At 53.0% G+C, this 20755-nt stretch carries 20 protein-coding genes; 15 read left to right on the top strand and 5 right to left on the bottom strand.

What is annotated here, in order from left to right; translation table 11 throughout:
• Nucleotides 1-194: 194 nt before the first annotated feature.
• Nucleotides 195-1745 carry a bifunctional phosphoribosylaminoimidazolecarboxamide formyltransferase/IMP cyclohydrolase gene (purH, locus tag IRJ17_RS00985; RefSeq protein ID WP_217022614.1) on the top strand — a complete coding sequence of 517 codons (1551 nt, stop codon included), beginning with the start codon at nucleotides 195-197 and terminating at the stop codon, nucleotides 1743-1745.
• 37 nt (nucleotides 1746-1782) lie between these two features.
• A complete protein-coding gene (gene purD, locus IRJ17_RS00980; RefSeq protein ID WP_217022612.1) occupies nucleotides 1783-3060 on the top strand; it encodes a phosphoribosylamine--glycine ligase in 1278 nt (425 codons plus the stop codon).
• Between the two features lie 122 nt (nucleotides 3061-3182).
• Here the strand turns inward: purD and IRJ17_RS00975 are convergent, their stop codons facing one another.
• The 4 genes from IRJ17_RS00975 to IRJ17_RS00965 form a co-directional block, all read right to left on the bottom strand.
• Complete coding sequence (locus IRJ17_RS00975) at nucleotides 3183-4421, bottom strand: MFS transporter (protein ID WP_217022603.1); 1239 nt, start codon at nucleotides 4419-4421, stop codon at nucleotides 3183-3185.
• An 11-nt stretch (nucleotides 4422-4432) separates the two neighbouring features.
• Nucleotides 4433-4876 carry a MarR family winged helix-turn-helix transcriptional regulator gene (locus IRJ17_RS00970; protein WP_122965560.1) on the bottom strand — a complete coding sequence of 148 codons (444 nt, stop codon included), beginning with the start codon at nucleotides 4874-4876 and terminating at the stop codon, nucleotides 4433-4435.
• Nucleotides 4877-4999: 123 nt separating this feature from the next.
• Entirely contained in the window at nucleotides 5000-5134 is a 135-nt protein-coding gene (locus tag IRJ17_RS28085; RefSeq protein WP_255679199.1) for an EYxxD motif small membrane protein, read from the bottom strand.
• A gap of 19 nt (nucleotides 5135-5153) precedes the next feature.
• The gene (locus IRJ17_RS00965) at nucleotides 5154-5693 is read right to left on the bottom strand and encodes a YgaP family membrane protein (RefSeq protein ID WP_173599456.1); all 540 of its coding nucleotides are present in this window, start codon (nucleotides 5691-5693) and stop codon (nucleotides 5154-5156) included.
• A 192-nt stretch (nucleotides 5694-5885) separates the two neighbouring features.
• Here IRJ17_RS00965 and IRJ17_RS00960 point away from each other — a divergent pair, with 192 nt between their 5' ends.
• The 9 genes from IRJ17_RS00960 (at nucleotide 5886) to IRJ17_RS00920 (ending at nucleotide 15811) form a co-directional block, all read left to right on the top strand.
• Nucleotides 5886-7640, top strand: a complete 1755-nt coding sequence (locus IRJ17_RS00960) for an adenine deaminase C-terminal domain-containing protein (RefSeq protein WP_217022601.1) — start codon at nucleotides 5886-5888, stop codon at nucleotides 7638-7640.
• A 319-nt stretch (nucleotides 7641-7959) separates the two neighbouring features.
• Nucleotides 7960-9210 carry a branched-chain amino acid ABC transporter substrate-binding protein gene (locus IRJ17_RS00955; protein ID WP_122965557.1) on the top strand — a complete coding sequence of 417 codons (1251 nt, stop codon included), beginning with the start codon at nucleotides 7960-7962 and terminating at the stop codon, nucleotides 9208-9210.
• Between the two features lie 145 nt (nucleotides 9211-9355).
• Complete coding sequence (locus IRJ17_RS00950; protein ID WP_167470349.1) at nucleotides 9356-10318, top strand: branched-chain amino acid ABC transporter permease; 963 nt, start codon at nucleotides 9356-9358, stop codon at nucleotides 10316-10318.
• Between the two features lie 9 nt (nucleotides 10319-10327).
• Nucleotides 10328-11611 carry a branched-chain amino acid ABC transporter permease gene (locus IRJ17_RS00945; protein ID WP_063229622.1) on the top strand — a complete coding sequence of 428 codons (1284 nt, stop codon included), beginning with the start codon at nucleotides 10328-10330 and terminating at the stop codon, nucleotides 11609-11611.
• 21 nt (nucleotides 11612-11632) lie between these two features.
• Nucleotides 11633-12409 (top strand): ABC transporter ATP-binding protein, encoded by a 777-nt coding sequence (locus IRJ17_RS00940; protein WP_122965555.1) that lies wholly within the window; start codon nucleotides 11633-11635, stop codon nucleotides 12407-12409.
• 14 nt (nucleotides 12410-12423) lie between these two features.
• Nucleotides 12424-13131: an ABC transporter ATP-binding protein gene (locus IRJ17_RS00935; RefSeq protein WP_063229556.1), complete on the top strand. Its 708-nt coding sequence runs from the start codon at nucleotides 12424-12426 to the stop codon at nucleotides 13129-13131.
• 179 nt (nucleotides 13132-13310) lie between these two features.
• Nucleotides 13311-14771: a MocR-like pyridoxine biosynthesis transcription factor PdxR gene (pdxR, locus tag IRJ17_RS00930; protein ID WP_122965554.1), complete on the top strand. Its 1461-nt coding sequence runs from the start codon at nucleotides 13311-13313 to the stop codon at nucleotides 14769-14771.
• 52 nt (nucleotides 14772-14823) lie between these two features.
• On the top strand, nucleotides 14824-15501 hold the full coding sequence (locus IRJ17_RS00925; RefSeq protein ID WP_242772812.1) for an AzlC family ABC transporter permease: 678 nt from the start codon (nucleotides 14824-14826) through the stop codon (nucleotides 15499-15501).
• Nucleotides 15491-15811: an AzlD domain-containing protein gene (locus IRJ17_RS00920; protein WP_229049812.1), complete on the top strand. Its 321-nt coding sequence runs from the start codon at nucleotides 15491-15493 to the stop codon at nucleotides 15809-15811. The genes IRJ17_RS00925 and IRJ17_RS00920 overlap by 11 nt, the downstream gene beginning before the upstream one ends.
• A gap of 118 nt (nucleotides 15812-15929) precedes the next feature.
• Here the strand turns inward: IRJ17_RS00920 and IRJ17_RS00915 are convergent, their stop codons facing one another.
• Entirely contained in the window at nucleotides 15930-16691 is a 762-nt protein-coding gene (locus tag IRJ17_RS00915; RefSeq protein WP_122965553.1) for an IclR family transcriptional regulator, read from the bottom strand.
• A gap of 190 nt (nucleotides 16692-16881) precedes the next feature.
• Here IRJ17_RS00915 and IRJ17_RS00910 point away from each other — a divergent pair, with 190 nt between their 5' ends.
• From IRJ17_RS00910 to IRJ17_RS00895, 4 genes are read left to right on the top strand one after another with little or no spacing between them, the layout of a single operon-like run.
• A complete protein-coding gene (locus IRJ17_RS00910; RefSeq protein WP_122965624.1) occupies nucleotides 16882-18000 on the top strand; it encodes an ABC transporter substrate-binding protein in 1119 nt (372 codons plus the stop codon).
• 8 nt (nucleotides 18001-18008) lie between these two features.
• A complete protein-coding gene (locus IRJ17_RS00905) occupies nucleotides 18009-19103 on the top strand; it encodes an ABC transporter ATP-binding protein (RefSeq protein ID WP_122965623.1) in 1095 nt (364 codons plus the stop codon).
• Between the two features lie 3 nt (nucleotides 19104-19106).
• Entirely contained in the window at nucleotides 19107-19949 is an 843-nt protein-coding gene (locus IRJ17_RS00900; RefSeq protein WP_122965552.1) for an ABC transporter permease, read from the top strand.
• The gene (locus IRJ17_RS00895; RefSeq protein WP_242772809.1) at nucleotides 19946-20746 is read left to right on the top strand and encodes an ABC transporter permease; all 801 of its coding nucleotides are present in this window, start codon (nucleotides 19946-19948) and stop codon (nucleotides 20744-20746) included. Before IRJ17_RS00900 ends, IRJ17_RS00895 begins: the two co-directional genes overlap by 4 nt.
• Nucleotides 20747-20755 lie beyond the last annotated feature (9 nt).

The following is a 20755-nucleotide window of genomic DNA, read 5'->3' as shown; positions in this document are numbered from 1 at the left end:
CCTGCTGCCGGAAAAAAGCGGGAATGTGCAGTCGCGAGTGCCGAACAGGCATGGGCGGCTGCGTTTGTTTTCGCTGAGGAAACTCTTGATAAAAGCGTACAATTATGTTTTAATATGAAAGGAATGTTCGTGTTTTAGTATTGCAAAAAAGCTTTTAGCCATGTTTTCTTACTAATAGTCAGGAGGTTCTATCCGTGAGTGTGAAAAAAGCGTTGATCAGCGTTTCTGACAAGACAGGATTGATTCCGTTTGCCCGTCGTTTGGCAGCTGCCGGAGTAGAGATCATTTCCACCGGAGGTACGGCTTCTCTCTTGAAAGCAGAGGGTGTTCCCGTCATTGGCATTTCCGAAGTAACCGGATTTCCCGAGATTTTGGACGGGCGCGTCAAAACGCTGCATCCGAATATCCACAGCGGCCTCTTGGCTGTGCGTGACAACGAGGCACATCAAAAGCAACTGAAAGACCTGAACATCGAAACGATCGATCTGGTTGTGGTAAACTTATATCCATTCAAGGAAACGATTGCCAAACCAGACGTGACATACGAAGATGCGATTGAGAATATTGATATTGGTGGGCCGACGATGCTGCGTTCTGCGGCGAAAAACCATGCGTTCGTGAGCGTCGTGGTCGATTCCGCCGATTATGAAAAGGTAGCCGAGGAAATCGAGGCAAACGGCGATACTACGCTGGAAACGCGCCGTCGTCTGGCTGCGAAAGTATTCCGTCACACAGCTGCCTACGATGCGCTGATCTCCCGTTATTTGAGCGAGCAAGTAGGCGAGCTGCTGCCGGAGAGCTACACGGTGACGTACGAAAAAGCGCAAGACTTGCGCTACGGCGAAAATCCGCACCAGCGCGCTGCTTTTTACCGCGAACCGCTGTCCAGCCAGCTGAGCATCGGCTACGCAGAGCAACTGCAAGGCAAAGAGCTTTCCTACAACAACATCAACGATGCGGACGCGGCGCTGGCGATTGTGCGTGAATTTACCCAGCCGGCAGTTGTGGCGATCAAGCATTCCAACCCTTGTGGCGTGGGCATCGGCGCAGATATTCGCCAAGCGTACCAAAAGGCGTACGAGGCTGATCCTGTCTCCATTTTCGGCGGTATCGTAGCGGCGAACCAGGCGATTGACAAAGATACGGCCTTGGCGATGAAAGAAATTTTCCTGGAGATTATCATTGCTCCTGATTTTACGGAAGAAGCAAAAGCGGTTCTCGCCGAGAAAAAGAACTTGCGTCTCTTGCGCATCCCGGCATTGAATGAGTCTGCGAAAAAAGCGGACAATCTGTTCCGCGTGGCTCCGGTAGCGGGCGGCGCATTGATCCAGGACTTCGATTACAAACAGCTGGAAGAAAGTGAAATCCAGGTTGTAACCGACCGTCAACCGACAGTGGAAGAAATGGCCCAGCTGCAATTCGCATGGAAGGTTGTCAAGCACGTGAAGTCCAACGCTATTTTGCTGGCAAAAGACAACATGACGATCGGTGTCGGCGCAGGTCAAATGAACCGTGTCGGCGCTGCGAAAATCGCCATCGAGCAAGCGGGCGAGCTGGCAAAAGGCTCCGTTTTGGCTTCCGATGCGTTTTTCCCGATGGGAGACACTGTAGAAGCAGCTGCTGCCGCAGGCATTACGGCGATCATTCAGCCAGGCGGCTCGATTCGCGATCAGGAGTCCATCGACGCTTGCAACCGCGCAGGAATCGCCATGGTGTTCACTGGCACGCGCCACTTCAAGCACTAATCTGTACAGATCCCTTCAGTAACAGGAGGATATCCATATGAAAGTATTGGTAGTAGGCGGCGGCGGCCGCGAGCACGCCATTATCTGGAAGCTTTTGCAAAGCTCCAAAGTACAGAAAGTATACTGCGCTCCCGGCAACGGGGGAACGGCTGAGATTGCGCAAAACGTCCCGATTGGCGTCAATGACTTTGCCGCTCTGGCCCAGTTTGCCAAAGACGAGGGAATCGATCTGACTGTGGTAGGCCCGGAAGATCCGCTTTTGGGCGGAATCGTCGATTTCTTCGAGGAACGCAACCTGCCTATTTTCGGGCCGAACAGTAAGGCGGCGATGATCGAAGGCAGCAAATCGTTTGCCAAAAGCTTGATGAAGCGCTATAACATCCCGACTTCTGCTTACGAGTCGTTCCTCGATTACGAGTCAGCGAGCGCCTACGTGCGTCAGCAAGGCGCGCCAATCGTGGTAAAAGCAGACGGTCTGGCCGCAGGCAAAGGCGTCGTAGTGGCCGAGACTATCGAGGAAGCGGAAGAAGCGCTGCGGCAAATCATGCAGGAAAGCGTCTTTGGAGAAGCGGGAGCGCGTGTCGTCATCGAGGAGTGCATGTTCGGGGAAGAGCTGTCTCTGCTCTCTTTTGTCGACGGCGAAACCGTGAAGCCAATGATCACCTCGCAGGACCACAAACGCATTTTCAACGACGATCGCGGCCCGAATACAGGCGGCATGGGCACTTACGCTCCTGTGCCGCAAATGTCGCCAGAGCTGGTCGAGACGATTGTGAAGACTATCGTCGAGCCGATGGCAGCAGGCATGGCCAAAGACGGAATCCCGTTCAAAGGCATCCTCTACACCGGACTGATGATTACCGAGCAAGGACCAAAAGTGGTTGAGTTCAACGCCCGTTTTGGCGATCCCGAGACGCAAGTGATCTTGCCGCTCTTGGAAACGGATTTGCTCGATATTTTTGTGGCGACCGTGAACGGAGAGCTGGATGCGGTGGATGTCACCTGGAAAGAGGGCAGCGCCGTATGCGTGGTGATGGCGGCTCCTGGCTATCCTGGGGAATACCCGAAAGGAAAGCGGATCGACGGACTTGCGCAAACGAAAGAGACAGTAACCGTTTTTCATGCCGGAACGAAGCAAACCGAGGAAGGCATCGTGACAAGCGGCGGACGTGTGCTTGGCGTAGTAGGCACCGGAGCCAACCTCGAAAAAGCGCGCGAGGCAGCTTATGCAGCCGTGCAGTCGATTTCGTTTGAAGGGGCACAGTATCGCACCGACATTGCAGCGAAAGCGATGAAATATCAACAGAAGAACTAACAGGGGAAAGAAAAAGGCAGTCTCGTTCGTCGCTGAGGTACGAACGAAGGCTGCCTTTTTGGTGTAAAAAATGCTGAGACATTTTTTTAAAGAGTTGCACGACTGCTCTCATCACCGCTTGGTTACAGCCCGATCTGCTCCCCAGCCAGAGGTGCATTCTTCGCTTTTGCTTTGGCTGCCATAACTTGCGACACGACATAGACGAAGAGGAACAACAGCATGCAGACGGCAGACCAGCGGTACATGACGGAGTAGCTGGAATGGGTAGCGAGCACGCCGAGCAGCATGGAGCCTGCCGCGATGCCGAGGTCGATCGAGTTGAAAAACAGTCCGTTTGCCATGCCGCGTTGTTCCGGCGTGACGACTCTGACCATCCACGCTTGAATAGACGGTTGAATCATGCCGTACCCCAAGCCGTAGAAAAAGGCCGAAGTCAAAAGCAGCGCTTCGCTCGTCGTGACGGACAAGATCAGCAGGCTGATGCCTACAAAAATCGCGCCAGGCGGCAGAACGGCGACGTGACCTTTGCGATCGTACAGCTTGCCGGAAAAAGGACGAATGAGTACCATGGCGAATGCGTTGGCGAGGAAAAACCAGCCGACGTTTGCGAAGTGGGTTTCTTTTCCGTACAGTGCCAAAAAGCTCAAGATGCCTCCGTACGTAATCGACAAACAAAAATTCAGACTCACAGGCAAGAGCAGTTTTTTGTCGAAAAAGCGGCCAACCCCTTTGATCGGGGCACTGTTAACGGCTGATGCTGATGGAGATGTGGTTGTTGCAGCCGGGCGAAGGTTGTACGCGCGAATCATGTGCATTAAAGGGAAGATGGCAGCCACCAGCACGACAAGGGCGAAAAGCATATAGCCGAATCCGAATGATTGGAGAATGCCGAGTCCGATCACTGGACCGAGCGCCATTGCCAGGCTCGTGGACAGGCCGAAATAGCCCATTCCTTCCCCGAGCTTGCGGATGGGAATGACATTGGTCACGATGGTTGGAAACGTCGTGCTGCCCATGCCGAAGCCGATCCCGACGAAAACGCGCAACAGCAAAAACAGGGCGATGTTCCCAGCCCAGAAGTATCCCGCACTGAAGATGCCGACAGTGCACAGGGCCATAACGGCAATCACTTTGCTGTTTTTCGTTCGGAGCGCTTCGCCTGTGAACACGCGCGCGACGACGGCAGCCAAAGAAAACAGGCTGATGACGAGACTGACGACAAAATCGTTTGCCTGATACGTCTGTTTGACGTACGCAGGGAACGTAGGCGTCTGCATTTGGATCGTAAGAAATAACAACAAGTTGCACACAGTTAAAAGGACGAAATCCTTCGTCCACAGTTTCTCTCTACTCTCTCCCAACGGTTTCACTCCTATTCGGTTGTATGGCGGTCTATGTTCTCGTTGATTTCAAGCAGAATTTCCCGCAAAAAAGCCAGTTTCTCCGGTGGCAAGCCCGCAAAAATGTCCGCGACGGCTTTGGCCTCTGTCGGAATCGCCTTTTCAATCCACTCCCGGCCGTTTGCGGTGAGCGTTACGATATAGGCACGGCGATCCTGGTCGCTCAGCTTTTTTTCAATCCAGCCTTTTTTCACCAGGTTGTCGAGAATCCGCGTCATCGTGGGCTGGTCTTTTGCCGAGCGCAGGGCAAGCTCTTTCTGGTTGATCCCGTCCTCTTCCCGCAGGCGGTACAAGACGGCAAATTGCTCCGTCGTCAAATCAAATTCGCGCAAGAACAGCGAGACGTAGTGAATCATGCGGCGGTACGTGTTGCCGATCAAAAATCCAAGCGGTTCATTTTGCCAATGATCGATCATGACAAGGTCATTCCTTTGCACTAAAATGCTTGCTTTGACAATTATATGCCTAGCAATTAATTTTGTAAATGGAAAAACCGCCTTTCCCTCAAGGCGGTCGCATCTGTGGAAAATCACTTTTGATTATTGGCGATAGCGCCCTTTTCTTCGGGAGCTGTAAAAGGCGTAATAGCCGACAACGCCGATGACACCAAGAATCATGGCCATGACAAAGAAATTGTGTGACATCCATTCATAGAGTGGCGTTCCGACGATCATGGACAGCGTCTCCTCTTTTCTACGAGTAAGTAGGGTAACGTGTGCTGCTGTCGTCCTTTTCCTGGGAACGGTACGAGATGAACTCGCGGGCTGCTTGTTCCATCAATTGGTCTTCGGGAGTCAGCTCGCCTTTTGGCGCGTCGTCTTGTGCTTTGCTCTCCGCTTTTGCCGATTGCGTGCTGGCAGCTTGCGGTTTGTCCGTATGCGTCTGCGAGTTTGCCGAAGCGGACGCCTTTTCATGCTTCTGCTCTTGGGAAGAGTGGGAGGAAGCACCGCTGATTGCGCCTGTGACTTGATTCATGACGGTTTGTATCCCTTTTTGCTTCATTTGATCCATCATCCCGGACATGCCGTTCGCTTTGATCGTATTGATGCCAAGCGCTTTGTACATCGGGCAGAAACGGGTCGCGCCTTCCGCTACCTTCATCGCAGAAAAGGCCATCAGCAGCCAGGGGGCATTGTGCGGACGACGACTCATTTTTCCAATGCCATAGGCCAAGCCCAACAGACCGCCTGTCATGCGAATGATCGCATCTGTAGTACCAACGTTCTTTTGCATTTGCTTTCGCCTCCTGTTGCATCTTCTACGAGGTAGTCTGTGATAAATCCGTTCAGGCAACCCGTGGAAATTGTTAGGACGATGTGCTGGGCGAAGCAGGGGAAGCATTCGCAAGTGGCGAAGCAGTAAAGAATGAAATGAACGACTATTCAGTCGATTTGCATGATTGGACACCGAGAGGAGAGAAGTGGCATGCGAGTTCGCGCTTTATCGGAAGAAGCGTACCTGAATCTGATTCGTGTAAGCAAAAGGCAGGCTCCGGCAAGCTTGTGGATCAAGGGAGCCAGCGTACTGAACGTGTATACAAAGGAATGGCACGAGCATCACGTCGTTGTGGCGGGAGAGCGAATCGCTTATGTAGGAGAAAAGGAGCCGTTCGTTGATGAACATACCGAGATCATCGACGCGAGCGGAAAGTATTTGGTTCCCGGCTATATCGAGCCGCACGCGCATCCTTTTCAATGGTACAACCCGTTTACGCTGGCAGACTTCGCCCTGGAGCGGGGAACGACGACACTTGTGTCCGATACGCTGATGCTGATGAATTTGCCGTCGGAGCAAATTTCTGCGCTGATGGAATCGCTCGCCGCGCATCCGGTAAAGCAATATTTCTGGGGCAGGCTCGATCCGCAAACGGGCAAAGAACATCCGCAATTCACAAAAGACGGCCTGCGGCGCATGCTGGAGCATCCGCTGGTCGTGCAAGGGGGAGAACTGACGAACTGGGGCGGCGTGCTCCAAGAGGACGACACCCTGCTGTTTGGCTTGAAGCATACGCGCGATTTGGGCAAAAGAATGGAGGGGCATCATCCGGGAGCATCTTGGGAAACGCTGAACATCGCCAGCGCAGCAGGCATCACCGCTTGCCACGAAGGGATTACCGCCGAAGATTTGCTCGCGCGGCTGCGTTTGGGGATGTACGCGACACTCCGCCACTCCTCGATTCGGCCTGACTTGCCAGAGCTGGTAAAAGGCTGGCTTGCGCTCGGTCTGCCGTGGTCTTCGCGGATGATGCTTACATCAGATGGCTGTACGCCTCCGATGCACCGAAACGGCTTCATGGACTACACGCTTCGCGTAGCGATAGAAGCTGGCATGCCGCCCGAGGAGGCATATGTCATGGCGACGTTGAATCCGGCTGTCTACTACGGTCTGGACGCTGAACTGGGCGGAATTGCGCCTGGACGGATCGCGGACATGGTCCTTCTCGCCGCCAAAGACGATCCTGCGCCGCTCGCTGTCTTTTGCAACGGCGAACAGGCGGCAGAGAGCGGCAGGCTGCTTGTCCCGACAGTCGAGCCACGCTGGGCCGACTACTCGTTTGAAGCAGCCGATCCGTTGGCAGAGCGAGCACGAGCGGACTGGTTTTGCCTGCGGCCTGACGCGGAAGGAAAAGCTCCGGTACTGAACATGGTCAACGCAGTCATTACGCGGATGACGCTGGAAGCTTTGCCTGTAGACGAGCAAGGCTGCATTTCACTGGCGCATGACCCGCAGCTCGCTGTGATCGTCAGCATCGATCCGGCAGGCAAAAAGCGCACGGCTGCCGTGCTGCGCGGTTACGGTGAGCATTTGCACGGGCTGGCAAGCTCGTATACGGCTTCTGGCGACTGGCTTGTCATTGGCCGCGATCCGCAGGCGATGGCGGCTGCGCTTGAACGAGTCAGGGAAATCGGCGGGGGAGTCGTTTTGATCGAGGATGGGCAGATTGCCTGCGAATGCCCGCTGCCGCTTGGCGGGAAATTTTCTCCGGCCCCGATGAGCGAAGTGATTTCCATGGCCGAGAATTTGACGGCCAGACTGCGCGCCAAAGGGCATGTTCATCTTGATCCGATCTACTCGCTGCTGTTTTTTACGGCTACCCACCTGCCCTACGCAAGGCTCACCGCGGAAGGGATCGCAGATGTAAAAACAGGACAAATCGTCGTTCCGGCACTCCCTCTCTAAAGAGGGAGTTTTTGTTTTCCTTTCATCCGCAAATGTAATGGATAACATTAAAGCTTTATTGTGTGAAAGTAAAGATATAACTGTTTGATTTCAATTGATCGCAATGAAATGCTGAGTATGTAAGCATCTGGTATATGCTTGGAAAATATATTTTTCCTCTTGTAAATTTTCAGATTTATTTTACAATAAATAATAGCCAAGCCACATCTATCTTCTGTTCCATCAGAAAACAAGCTTACATAGTCGCAACCTGGTAGCTAGGGTAGATCGACTGGCGAGGACAAAAATAAAAAATAATTAAAGGGGGATTCAATTCCGCATGAAAAAACTCTCTCACATCAGTATTTTATCTGCGGTATTGGCGACGAGTGTGGCACTCACAGGTTGCGCAGGAACCAGCAACTCATCAGGGGGAAGCAACACGGGCGGAGGTGGTCAGCCAGCGCAAAATCAGCCAAGCACGTCTGGCAGCGGCGGTGGCGCAGCAACAGACGGTGGTGTCATCAAGATCGCAACACAAACCCCCCTCTCCGGGAACCAGTCCTCTCTCGGAGACGCGATCAAGACAGGTGCGGAATACGCACTGAATCAACGCAAGGAAGAATTTAAAAAGCTCGGCTTCGACATCCAGCTCTTCCCGCAGGATGACCAGGCGGACCCGAAAATCGGGGTATCCAATGCGGAAATGCTCATCTCCAATCCTGATGTGTACGGGGTAGTCGGACACCTGAACTCCGGTGTGGCGATTCCTTCATCCGTGAAGTACGAGGAAGGCAAACTGGTCATGGTCTCCCCTGCCAACACAGCCGTGAAGCTGACCGAGGAAGGGAAGAAAACCGTACACCGGATTTGTGCTCGCGATGACGCCCAGGGACCGAAAGCGGCCATGTATGCGAAAAATACGCTCGGCGTGAAAACAGCTTTTATTATTCATGATAAGACCGCATACGGCCAAGGCTTGAGCGACCAGGTGAAGTTGCAGTTCGAAAAGGACGGCGTGCAGCTTCTCGGGTATGAAGGCATCACGCAAGGCGAAAAAGATTACAGCGCCGTACTGAATCAGGTATCGGCAAAGAACCCTGACATCATCTTTTTCGGCGGGCTTTATCCGGAAGGCGGAATCCTGGTCAAACAAGCCCGGGAAAAAGGATACAAGGGATATTTTATGGGTGGCGACGGCTTGGACTCTTCTGATATGATTAAAATAGCCGGCGATGCTGTCGAAGGCGTTGTGTTCACGTCAGTAGCAGGTGACGTGACGCAAACCGAAGAGGGCAAGAAGTGGGCTGAAGAGTACAAGAAAACCACGAACAAACCTCTAGAAACCTACTCCGTCTACGGTTTCGATTCCATGAACGTCATCCTTAACGGCGTCATGGAAGCAATCAAAGCGAACGGTGGCAAAAAACCAACACGCGAGCAAGTCCTCGAAGCAGTTCACAAAACAAAAGATTTTCAGGGGCAATTCACAAAAGTTACCTTTGATGAAAAAGGTGACAACACAAACGCAGATGTATTCATTTACAAGTATGACAAGGACAAGTCAACTTTTGTAGGCAAGGCCGAGTAATCGCAGCCAACATCACCGTACACTCTTTCATGCCTCATACCGGTAAAGGGGCGGCACGTTGGTGTTCGCCCTTTTCTACGGAAACTCACGTCCAGCCATGTGAATGAATGCAGAAAATTTCTACAAGTTTATTGAGAAGTGAGGGATGGGAAGCATGATGCTCAACATTTTGCCTCAGGTGTTGGTTGACGGATTAACACTTGGATTCATGTATGCAGTCGTAGCCTTGGGCTACACAATGGTTTACGGGATTTTGGAATTTATCAACTTTGCTCATGGAGAAATCTTTATGGTGGGGGCGTTTGTCGGGACAGAGGTATTGCTGATCTCTGATTCCTTGGGGGCGCTGGAAGGCATGAATCCTTTTGTCGCACTATTCTTGACACTGATCATCGCCATGGTGTTAACGGGGGCGCTTGGAGTGGGGATCGAGAGAGTGGCTTATCGGCCGCTGCGTGGGGCACCGCGTCTCGTACCGCTGATTTCTGCTATCGGCGTATCGTTTTTGCTGCAAGACCTTGTTCGTTTTACCGAAGCGCTGGCTCGCAATGAATTTTATCTGAACAGTCCAACTCTTTTTACTGGTTCGATTTCTTTAGGCAGCATTGCCACGATTCCTACCAAAGGCTTGATTGTAATTGTGCTCGCGATCGTAATGATGATAAGTCTGACGCTGTTCATTAACAAGACAAAGTGGGGAATCGCCATGCGTGCCGTAGCGCAGGATCAGAGTACGGCTTCGCTGATGACCATAAATGTAGACAAAGTAATCATGCTGACGTTTTTGATCGGTTCCAGTCTCGGTGGAGCGACAGGCGTGCTGTTCGCCCAAAACTACGGGACGATCGACCCTTATATCGGATTCATTCTCGGATTGAAAGCATTTACGGCAGCCGTTCTCGGCGGAATCGGCAATTTGCGCGGCGCGATGGTTGGCGGAGTGCTGCTCGGACTGCTGGAGTCGCTGTCGGGAGCGTTCATGGGACCGTTGACCAACGGCGCATTCGGTGCCGAGTACAAAGACGTGTTTGCATTCAGTATTCTAATCCTCGTGCTTCTCTTCAAGCCTGAAGGGCTGTTTGGCGAAGCTGTGAAAGAGAAAGTGTAGGTGAAACCAATGGCAAATCTGACATGGAAAACGTTCAAAGGAATACCGCTCGCGCTCACGTTGGTTTGGATCGCAGGCTTCGCGGCTGCTTTGCATTTCATGGACAAATCAGTCATCGCGTTTCTCGGCATTCTCTCTTCGATTGTGCTCATCTATTACACGAACACGTCGAAAGCGATCAAAATGGTCATCGGGGCAGCTGTGCTGTTGATTGTCATTCCGCTGGTCGCAGGGGAAAACCGCTACTACATGGAAGTGGCCTCGCAGGTGGGCATTTACGTGGCGATGGCGCTCGGCTTGAACATCGTAGTAGGCTTCGCAGGATTGCTCGACTTGGGATACGTCGCCTTCTTTGCTGCCGGTGCGTACGCATACGCGATCTTCTCGACCTCGCAGGCAAACGAATTTATCGCAGGCAACCTGTTTCCGCTGTCGGGTGAATGGTTCTGGCCGTTCCTCATCGTCGGATTGATCGTCGCCGCCGTCTTCGGGGTATTGCTCGGGCTACCCGTACTCCGTGTAAAAGGCGACTATTTGGCCATCGTTACGCTCGGGTTTGGTGAGATTATTCGGATTATTTTTAATAACCTGGACAAACCGATCAACATTACGAACGGACCACAAGGGATTACCCCGATTCCGTCGCCGGAGCTGTTCGGCATCAAGATGGGGACACCGTTTTTCTTTTACTTTATCGTGTTGTTCGTGATCGCTTTCATTGTCCTGGCGAATATTCGTTTCGAGCATTCCCGTCTCGGCCGCGCCTGGATCGCTGTTCGCGAGGATGAACTGGCTGCGCAGTCCATGGGGATCTCGCTGTTGAATACGAAGCTGGCGGCTTTTGCGACAGGGGCTTCCTTCGCAGGGGTGGTAGGCGTCATTTTTGCAGCCAAGCAGACGTTCATCGATCCGACTTCGTTTACGCTGATGGAATCGATCGGGATTTTGGTGATGGTCATTCTCGGCGGCAGCGGAAGCATCCCTGGCGTCGTGCTCGGAGCTGCTTTCGTCACCATTTTGCAAGTGCAGCTCTTGAAAGAGTTCTCCAACTTCTTGCACAGCTTGCAGCAGTCGGGAATCATCAACCTGCCGAACCAGCTCGACCCGTCCAAGTTCCAACGCCTTATTTTCGGGATCATGCTGATTCTCGCAGCCTTGTATCGTCCGAATGGACTGATTCCGGCCAAGCGGAAAAAGAACGATCTCGATGCGATCAAAGCGAGCGATTACGGCAAAGAAAAGCTGGGGATTCTCGGCAAGCTGTCCCAATTGGCTTCTGGCAAGCAGTCATAGCGGACGAGGAGGGAAAAGGGCATGGCATTGTTGGAAGCGAAAAATTTGACCAAACGTTTTGGCGGACTGGTGGCGAACCAGGACGTCTCGATTTCCATAGAAAAAGGCAGCATTACAGCAGTAATTGGGCCGAATGGGGCCGGAAAGACGACTTTCTTCAACATGATCACTGGATTTTACGAGCCGGATGAAGGCGAAATCCTGTTGAACGGCAAAAGCATCAAAGGGTTGCGTCCCGACCAGATTGCGAGCCGCGGCATCACAAGGACTTTTCAAAACATCCGTCTGTTCAAGGAAATGACGGCGCTGGAAAACGTGATGGTAGGCGTTCACAGCCGCTTGTCTGCCGGATTGCTCGGCATTTTGTTCAACACGAAGCGCGTGCGCGTCGAAGAGGAAAAGGCGCGTGTGGAAGCGTACCAGCTCCTGGAATATGTCGGGATCGCGCATATCGCCAACGAAGCGGCGGGCAGCTTGCCGTACGGTTTGCAACGGCGCCTGGAAATTGCCAGAGCGATGGCGACCAACCCGGAAATCATTTTGCTCGATGAACCTGCTGCGGGCATGAACCCGCGCGAGACGGTGGAAATGACCGACTTTATTCGCAAGCTGAAACGGGAGCTTGACCTGACGATTATCCTGATCGAGCACGACATGAAGCTGGTCATGGGACTGAGCGAGTACATTCACGTGCTGGACTACGGCCGCAAAATCGCCGAAGGAACGCCGGAACAAATCCGCAACAACCCGAATGTAATTGAAGCCTATCTCGGAAAAAGCGCGTCGGAAGTGTCGTAGAAGGAGGAAACACAATGGCATTGTTAGAGCTGAATAACGTTCATACCTATTACGGCGGTATCCACGCATTGAAGGGATTGAGCATTACCGTCAACGAGGGCGAGGTAGTCACTTTGATCGGCTCCAACGGGGCGGGAAAATCAACTACCTTGAAGACGATCTGCGGACAGACCCGCGCCAAGGAAGGCAAAGTGATTTTCAATGGCAAAGATATCACCCAGATGCGCACTCACGATATCGCCAGCGCGGGCATCGCTCACGTACCGGAAGGACGTCGTATTTTTCCCAAGCTGACAGTCCGCGAAAATTTGGAGATGGGCGCTTTCGGAGTAGCGGACAAAAGCGTGATTGAGGAAGGCATCGAGCGAGCTTTCGCCTATTTTCCCCGCCTGAAAGAGCGGATTGATCAAAAAGGCGGCACGATGTCCGGCGGCGAGCAGCAAATGCTGGCGATTGCACGCGGCTTGATGATGAAGCCGAAGATTTTGATGCTCGATGAGCCGTCAATGGGACTGGCGCCGATTCTCGTGGAGCAGATTTTTGACATCGTCACTGAGCTGAACAAAGAAGGCATGACGATTTTGTTGGTGGAGCAAAACGCGAACCAGGCCCTTTCGGTGGCACATCGCGGCTATGTGATTCAGACCGGAGAAATCATTTTGAAGGACGATGCGCAGACCTTGCTGGCAAATCCGCAGGTCAGGGAAGCTTATCTCGCATAGCCTCGCGTAGCAAGGAGCCGATGGAGAGACATCTCCGTCGGTTTTTCTTTTCTTTGCGAACAAAAAGTAATTTTGCAAAATTTCGTATATGATTAGCATAGACCGATTGAACCCGTCTGAACATGTACAGATAGAAAAAAGCGGAACGGGTCAGTTGGCGGGAGAGGAGAAAGAGGAACATGCTGGATATCAGTCCCCATTTGATTGAGGACGGAGAAGCTTTGTACTTGCAGCTTTATCGATATTTTCGCGAAGAAATTCAAAGAGGCGGACTGCCGTCCGGGACGAAGCTGCCGTCTGTACGCGCTTTGAGCGGATTTTTGCACGTCAGCAAAACGACGGTGGAAAGCGCGTACCATCAGCTTTTGGCAGAAGGATATATCGAGAGTCGGGAGCGCAGCGGGTTTTTTGTCGTGGATGTGGACTGGGATGGACCGATCTTGAAGATGCCCGGCAAGAAGCAATATCCAGATGTTGACGCCGTTCGCAAAGAAAAGGAGCGCGTACATGGGATAACCGAGGTGCTTCCCGCTCCCGTCCGCTATGATTTCCACCAGGCAAAAGTAGACGCCGAGCATTTTCCGTATGAACGCTGGCGCAAATACACGAATCAGTGCATGCAAAAAGAGAACAAGAGCGTGCTCTACTACGGGGACAGGCAAGGAGAGCCGCTTTTGCGGGAAGAGTTGGCCCGCTATCTGGGGCGAGCGCGCGGCGTGCAGGCTACGCCTGAGCAAATCGTAATCGGTGCGGGAACGCAGATTATGATCAGTTTGCTCGGCTTCATGTTCGGTGCGCAGGGACAGGCTGTCGCTATGGAGGAGCCGGGCTATAACGGCGTTCGATCCGTTTTTTCCCATCTCGGCTTTGAGGTTCGGCCGATTCGGCTGGAGGACGACGGGATCGATGTGGAGGCGCTCAGCAAAAGCGGGGCCAGGTACGTCTATATTACCCCGTCTCACCAGGACCCGTCCGGAATCGTCATGCCGTACGCCAAGCGCTTGAAGCTGCTGCACTGGGCCAATCAGGCAAACGGGTACATCATCGAGGATGACTACGACGGAGAGTTTCGTTATCACGGCCGACCGATTCCTTCCCTCCAGGGGCTGGATACCAACGGGCGGGTGATCTATGTCGGGACTTTTTCCAAGGCGCTTTTGCCATCGATTCGGATTAGCTACATGGTGCTGCCTCACGAGCTGCTCAAGATTTATCACAAGGAGTTGATTGATTTTGACCAGTCTGCTTCGCGCATCCATCAGGAGACGCTGGCCTTGTTCATGAAGCATGGCGACTGGGAGCGGCACATTCGCAAAATGCGGACGATTTATCGCAAAAAGCACGATGCGATGCTTCAACTTTTGCAGGAGCAGCTTGGGGCGCACATTTTGCTCAAAGGCCAGGACGCCGGGCTGTCCGTGACGATTGAGGTAGCGAGTGAACGTACAGCCATAGAGCTTGCGCAAATCGCGGCTGCGGAAGGGATTCGCGTCTACCCGACTTCCCACAAGTGGATGGAGCCAGCGCAAAAAGGACTGCCTGCTTTCCAGTTCGGCTTCGGCGGTTTGAGCCTGGAAGAGATGGGCGAGGGCATTCGCCTGTTGAAAAAGGCGTGGGCGCCGTATTTGCAGAGACATTGAAGCAACAATTGCATCAGACAGAGGGGAAGCGCAGAAGGGAGAGCACATCAAGGTGTCGCAGTCGTTGTTTGTAAAAGGAATGAAGCAAATCATTCCGGTGGCAGCCGCCGGAATTGTGGATGGAATGGTGTTTGGCATTTTGGCGAGGCAGGCAGGGCTGGGAGTGACGGAAGCGATGCTGTTTTCCTTGCTGGTCAATGCAGGCTCGTCGCAGTTTGCGGCTGTCGGTTTGATTTCCCAGGGGATTGTCGGTTGGCCGATCCTGGTTTCGACGCTGCTTTTGAACGCTCGTCATCTGTTGTACGGACTGGCTCTGGGGCCGAAGTTCCGCGAGACGGCGCCATGGAAGCTGTCGCTGATGGCCGGGACGCTCAACGACGAGACGTATGCGCTCAAGGCGACCTATTTGGCCGCCGGGGAAAAACCGAGCCTTGCTTATTTCGCCGGAGCGAGTACGGCTGATTACGTGATCTGGAATGCCAGCACGCTGGCGGGAGCCATTTTCGGAACGGTATTTACCCAGACGGAAAGCTGGGGGCTGGATTTTGCTTTTATCGCGACGTTTCTCGGGTTTCTGGCCGTTAATCTGGTTTCATCGTATCATCTCAAAGTGGCTGGTTGTGCCGCGGTTGTTGCCTGTCTTGGCTTTTGGCTCGGAGGAGCGACGGTTGCCGTGATCGCCGGGACAGTGACGGCCGTAGTGATGGGGGCGTTGAGCGGTGAACGATAAAATTTTGCTCTATATCGTTTTAATGGCGATCATTACGTATTTGACGCGATTTCCGATGCTGTTGATCAGTTCCAGGTGGCAGATTCCGGCCTGGCTCGGACGGGGTTTGGCGATGGTGCCAGTCGGCGTGTTCACATCCATGACGATTCCGCCCATCTTGTTTCACGCGCCAAAAGGGGCGTGGAGCCCGGAGTATTTGGTGGCGGGCACTGTGGCGCTGGCGGTAGGGCTTTGGAAAAAGCAGATCGTTTGGGCGTTGCTCGCTGGAGTGGTTATCGTGGCGCTGTGGCGGCAAGTGTTCGCGTTTTAGGACATTTCAGGCATGCCGGGCCGAGTGCTGGGCGCATGAGAAAAGACAAAGACCTTCTCCCCAACGGAAAGTGTGATCGTGCGGGGGAAAAGGTCTTTTTGTGTTTATTATGTGTTGGTCAGCCCAAGCGATAGCCCAAGTGGGCGGACATCTCGCGCACAGTCGCAAGCGTGTCTGCCAAAATCTCTTCCTGTCTCGGCAAGACGCGATCAGACGGGCCGATCACACTGACGGAGGCTGTCACATGTCCGGTTGAATCGAAAATCGGCGCAGCAATTCCCGTGACGCCCGCGTTGCGGCGATTGGAGCTGATCTCGTAGCCGCGTTCGCGGATCGTGCGCAGATTGTCCTTGATGTCCGCCACCGATGTGTAGGAATGAGTAGTGTACGTTTTCAACGGATGTTCCGCCAATATTTCGTCCTGGAAAGACTCCGGTTGAAAAGCGAGCAACACCCGGGCAGCCGATGTCGAGTACAGCGGAAAGCGGCGGAAGGACTCTACGGTAAAGCGGATCGGGTGAAGCGAGTCTTCTTTCGCTACGTATATGGCGTCTTTTGCATCCTGGACGCAGAGGACGGCAAGCTCGTTGACCCGGGAGACGAGTCCGGTCAAATACGGTTTGGAAAAATCGACGATATCGTGGTTGGTGAGCACCTTCGTGCCCAACTCCAGCAAAGTATAACCGAGCGTGTATTGCTTGGTTTTTTCATTTTGGCGAATGAAGCCTTCGGACTCCAGCGTGGATAGCAGCTTGTGTACGGCCCCTTTTGACAGTTGCAGTTTTTTGCTCAGTTCTGTCACGCCAAGCTCTTTGGGAGAATCAAGGAACATTTTCAAGAGTCGGCAGCCGTTTCGTACAGAAGACAATACTTGGTCCATGAAAAACGTCTCCTTTATGTGCATTAGCCCTATTTTACCACAGGTAGGGTTGCGAATTGCGATAATGGTTGTTTTTGTATGACTACCTTGAATAGTCAGTATCTTTATGATAGGATAACACTAACGTTCTCGAATAGCAAACACTGTTCTCTATTCGTGAACAATAAAGGTAAATCGGGGGTTGACGAACTTGAAGAAAAAGGCATTATCTGTTCTGTCCATTTTTGCTTTGACTGGTTCTTTGTTGGCTGGATGTGGCTCCTCCACGCCGCAAACAGCTACACCAGCTCCGACCACGGGCAATTCAGGAGGTACACAAGCACAAGTACAACTGGAAGATACGCTGGTGGTAGCGGGGAACGGAGCTACTGTAGAGAAGCTGATGAAAGACGAGATTTTCAAAAAGTTCAACGAGAAGTATCCGAATGTGAAGCTGACGTATGTATCCGGAGTTTCCACGGAGATTGTAGCGAAAGTCAAAGCACAGAAAAACGCTCCGCAAATTGACTTGACGATCATCGAAGGCGGGGAACAGGAAAAAGGACGCCAGGAAGGCTTGTGGGAAACGATCTCGGGCACTGAGATTCCGAATGTGAAAAACGTGCCGCAAGATTTGAAGGTGACAGATGACAGCGGCGTAGTCGTCAACTTCACGCCGATGGGGATTTCGTACAACAGCGAACTGGTCAAAGAGAAATCGCTGCCTGTGCCGAAATCGTGGAACGATCTGACCAAGCCGGAAGTGAAGGGCAACATCACGATGACAGATGTGGCGAGCAACTTCGGACGCTCCACGATGATCATGCTGGCCTACGCGAATGGCGGATCAGAGAAGAGCATCGAGCCGGGCTTCGAGAAATTGGCAACGCTTGCAGGATACATGCCTACTTTTGCCAAGAGCGCGGCGCAATTGCAGCAAAATCTGCAAAACAAGAGCGCAGCCTATACCACCTGGACGATGGCGCGCAGCCTGACGCAAAAAGAAGCGGGCGTGCCGCTGGAATTTGTTTTCCCTGAAGAGGGAGGAAATATCGTGCCAAACATCGCTACTTTGGTCAAAGGAGCGAAGCACCCGCAAGCAGCAAAAGCATTTGTCGACTTTTTGCTGACAGACGAAGTGCAAACGATGTACGCGACCAAGCTGTACTACAATCCTGCCACGAGCGTGAAGCTGCCGGACGATGTAGCGAAGACACTGGAATTTGACCGTTCAAAAGTCGTGAACTTTGACTATGACATCATCAGCAAGGAAACATCCGCTTGGCTGGATCGCTTTAACAAAGAAATCGCACCTAAAACAGGAAAGTAGGTATGGAAGTGACAAAGGTGATTGACGTCGAACTGCGCGGCATCATGAAAAAATTTCAAAACAATGTCGTGGTTCAGGATTTCAACCTTCAGGTGGAGCAAGGCGAATTTATCTCGTTTTTGGGTCCATCCGGTTGCGGCAAAACGACGACTTTGAACATGATCGCCGGATTTTTGGACCCGGACGGCGGAGACTTGCTGATCAAAGGTCAGCGGATGAACGGAGTGCCGCCGTACAAACGCGAGCTGGGGATGGTTTTCCAGACGTACTCGCTGTTCCCGCATATGACCGTAGCGGAAAACATCGCCTACGGCTTGAAGCTGCGCAAGATAGGCAAGCAAGAGATGCAAGATCGCGTGAAACGCGTGCTTGAGCTGGTCAAGCTGCCGAATGTGGCGGACCGCTATCCAAAGCAGCTGTCTGGCGGTCAGCGTCAGCGCATTGCGATTGCCCGCGCTCTGGTGATTGAGCCTTCGCTTTTGCTGCTGGACGAGCCGTTGAGCAACCTCGATGCGAAGCTGCGCGAGGAACTGCGCGACGAGTTGAAGCGTCTGCATCAGGAGATTGGCGTAACTACCATTTTCGTTACGCACGATCAGGAAGAGGCGCTGGCACTCTCCGACCGTATTGTTGTCCTGAATCACGGCTTTGTGGAGCAGATCGGGACTCCGCTCGAAATCTACAACCAGCCGGCTTCCGAGTTCGTGCATACGTTCATCGGCAAAACAAACCGGATGGAAGGCGAGGTCATCGCGATCGACGGCGACACGCTGACCTTGCGTACGACAGGCGGTTTGCTTGTGCAGGCGACAGGGCAGCAGCGTGCGTTTGCCCTCCAGCAAAAAGTGGTCATTTTCGTCCGGCCAGAGAAGATCAAGCTGTCCGACGCAGCGGATACGGCACAGCCGAATCGGGTAAAAGGCCATCTCCAGCTCGCTTCTTTCCTCGGCTCCTACACGGAGTGCGAGGTGGCGACCGGAGCGCATACACTGTCAGTCAAGGTTCAGATGAGCGACAAATCGGCTGAACAAGAAGCAGGCAAAACGGTTTACTGTCAGTGGAATGCGGAAGACGTGCTGGTCATGCCCGTGGAGAGGGGATGACGGATGAACAAGCGTCTTTCGATCACACTGCTGACGGCACCTGCGATGATTGTTTTGCTCGGGGTGTTTATTTTGCCGATGCTGCTCATGCTTATGCTCAGCTTCCAGGATGAAAACCAGGCTTTCACGCTGCAAAACTACACCTTGTTTGTTCAAGATTCGTTTTATGTGGAAATTCTTTGGCGGACGATTCGCGTCAGTCTGTGGACCGTGCTCGCCACCTTGTTGCTGGGCTTTCCGGTGGCGATGTACATGGCGCAGGCGACAGGAAAAATGCGCGGAATCGTGACGATGCTCATTTTGGCTCCGCATCTCATCAGCGTGGTCATCCGCAACTTCGGTTGGGTAGTCGTGCTGGGAGAGAAGGGCTGGATTAACGAAATGCTGATGAAGCTCGGCTTGATCGAGCAGCCGTTGCGGCTTTTGTACAACGAGCTTGGCGTCGTCATCGGTCTGACCGATTCGTTTATTGCCTACATGGTGCTGGCGATTGCGACCAGCCTGTACGCCATCGATCCGTCCTTGTCCAAGGCAGCTTCGATTTTGGGAGCTTCGCGCATTCGCACGTTCTTTACAGTGACTTTGCCGCTCTGCTTGCCGGGGATCATCGCGGGAACGACTCTGGTTTTCAGCTTGTCGATGAGCGCGTTTGTCACTCCGGCGCTGATGGGCGGAACTTCGGTAAAAGTCATGCCGGTCATTGCGTACGAGCAGATCATGGCGACCTTGAACTGGCCGCTTGGAGCTGCGCTTGCGTTCCTGCTTTTGGGCAGCACGATTTTGCTGGTGACACTGTATACGAAGTTGATCGAAACGAAGCGGTATAAAGAGGTGTTTGCGTCATGAAAAAGATAAATACGTTCGGACTCATCACGTTCTTCGTGCTGCTGCTGGTCAATCTGCCGTTTCTGGTCATCATTCCAAGCTCGTTTACGGCGGCTGGATACTTGGCGTTTCCGCCGGAAGGCTTCTCTTTTCAATGGTACACGATGATTCTGGAGCGGCCGGAGTTTGTCGAATCGCTCTGGACGAGTCTCAAACTGGCGACGGTTACCGCTGTTCTGGCGACCGTGCTCGGCACCTTGGCAGCATTCGCGCTGTCGAAGTACAAATTCCGCGGGAGCGGCGTCATCAACGCGCTGATGCTCTCCCCGCTTACCGTGCCTTCGCTGATCATCGGGATTTCCGCCTTGCTGTTTTTTACACGGATCGGTATTGCAGGAACGTTTACAGGGCTGCTCCTGGCGCACATCCTGATTTCCATCCCGTATGTTGTGCGTCTGGTGCTCACAGGACTTAGCACATTTGACTATACGCTGGAAAAGGCAGGGTACATGCTGGGTGCACACCCGCTGCGCGTTTTTTGGGACATCACGCTGCCTTTGCTGCGCCCAGCCATTGTGTCGGGAATGATTTTCTCGTTCCTGACGTCGTTTGACAATGTGACGGTTTCCTTGTTCTTGGTAGCGCCAGATACGACCACGCTTCCGCTTGCGATCTTCACCTACATGCAGGAAACGCTCGATCCGCTGGTGGCTTCAATCTCCGCGGTCGTCATCCTGCTGAGTCTGGTCTTTATCGTATTGCTGGAAAAAGTATACGGACTAGAGCGCCTGTTCGGACTCAATTCACAATCTCATTAAGGAAGAGGC

This window comes from Brevibacillus parabrevis, from assembly GCF_022701015.1.
Lineage (GTDB): Bacteria > Bacillota > Bacilli > Brevibacillales > Brevibacillaceae > Brevibacillus > Brevibacillus parabrevis.
The sequence above is the reverse complement of the archived record's forward strand: the minus strand, read 5'-3'. Positions and strand labels throughout refer to the sequence as shown.

Excerpts from the sequence above, each read along its gene's own strand:
- IRJ17_RS00970 (WP_122965560.1), bottom strand. The coding sequence starts at position 4,876 with ATGATCGATCATTGGCAAAATGAACCGCTTGGATTTTTGATCGGCAAC.
- IRJ17_RS00960 (WP_217022601.1), top strand. The coding sequence starts at position 5,886 with ATGCGAGTTCGCGCTTTATCGGAAGAAGCGTACCTGAATCTGATTCGT.
- IRJ17_RS00940 (WP_122965555.1), top strand. The coding sequence starts at position 11,633 with ATGGCATTGTTGGAAGCGAAAAATTTGACCAAACGTTTTGGCGGACTG.
- IRJ17_RS00915 (WP_122965553.1), bottom strand. The coding sequence starts at position 16,691 with ATGGACCAAGTATTGTCTTCTGTACGAAACGGCTGCCGACTCTTGAAA.
- purD (WP_217022612.1), top strand. The coding sequence starts at position 1,783 with ATGAAAGTATTGGTAGTAGGCGGCGGCGGCCGCGAGCACGCCATTATC.
- IRJ17_RS00965 (WP_173599456.1), bottom strand. The coding sequence starts at position 5,693 with ATGCAAAAGAACGTTGGTACTACAGATGCGATCATTCGCATGACAGGC.
- IRJ17_RS00935 (WP_063229556.1), top strand. The coding sequence starts at position 12,424 with ATGGCATTGTTAGAGCTGAATAACGTTCATACCTATTACGGCGGTATC.
- IRJ17_RS00895 (WP_242772809.1), top strand. The coding sequence starts at position 19,946 with ATGAAAAAGATAAATACGTTCGGACTCATCACGTTCTTCGTGCTGCTG.
- IRJ17_RS00950 (WP_167470349.1), top strand. The coding sequence starts at position 9,356 with ATGGGAAGCATGATGCTCAACATTTTGCCTCAGGTGTTGGTTGACGGA.
- pdxR (WP_122965554.1), top strand. The coding sequence starts at position 13,311 with ATGCTGGATATCAGTCCCCATTTGATTGAGGACGGAGAAGCTTTGTAC.
- IRJ17_RS28085 (WP_255679199.1), bottom strand. The coding sequence starts at position 5,134 with ATGATCGTCGGAACGCCACTCTATGAATGGATGTCACACAATTTCTTT.
- IRJ17_RS00900 (WP_122965552.1), top strand. The coding sequence starts at position 19,107 with ATGAACAAGCGTCTTTCGATCACACTGCTGACGGCACCTGCGATGATT.
- IRJ17_RS00955 (WP_122965557.1), top strand. The coding sequence starts at position 7,960 with ATGAAAAAACTCTCTCACATCAGTATTTTATCTGCGGTATTGGCGACG.
- IRJ17_RS00945 (WP_063229622.1), top strand. The coding sequence starts at position 10,328 with ATGGCAAATCTGACATGGAAAACGTTCAAAGGAATACCGCTCGCGCTC.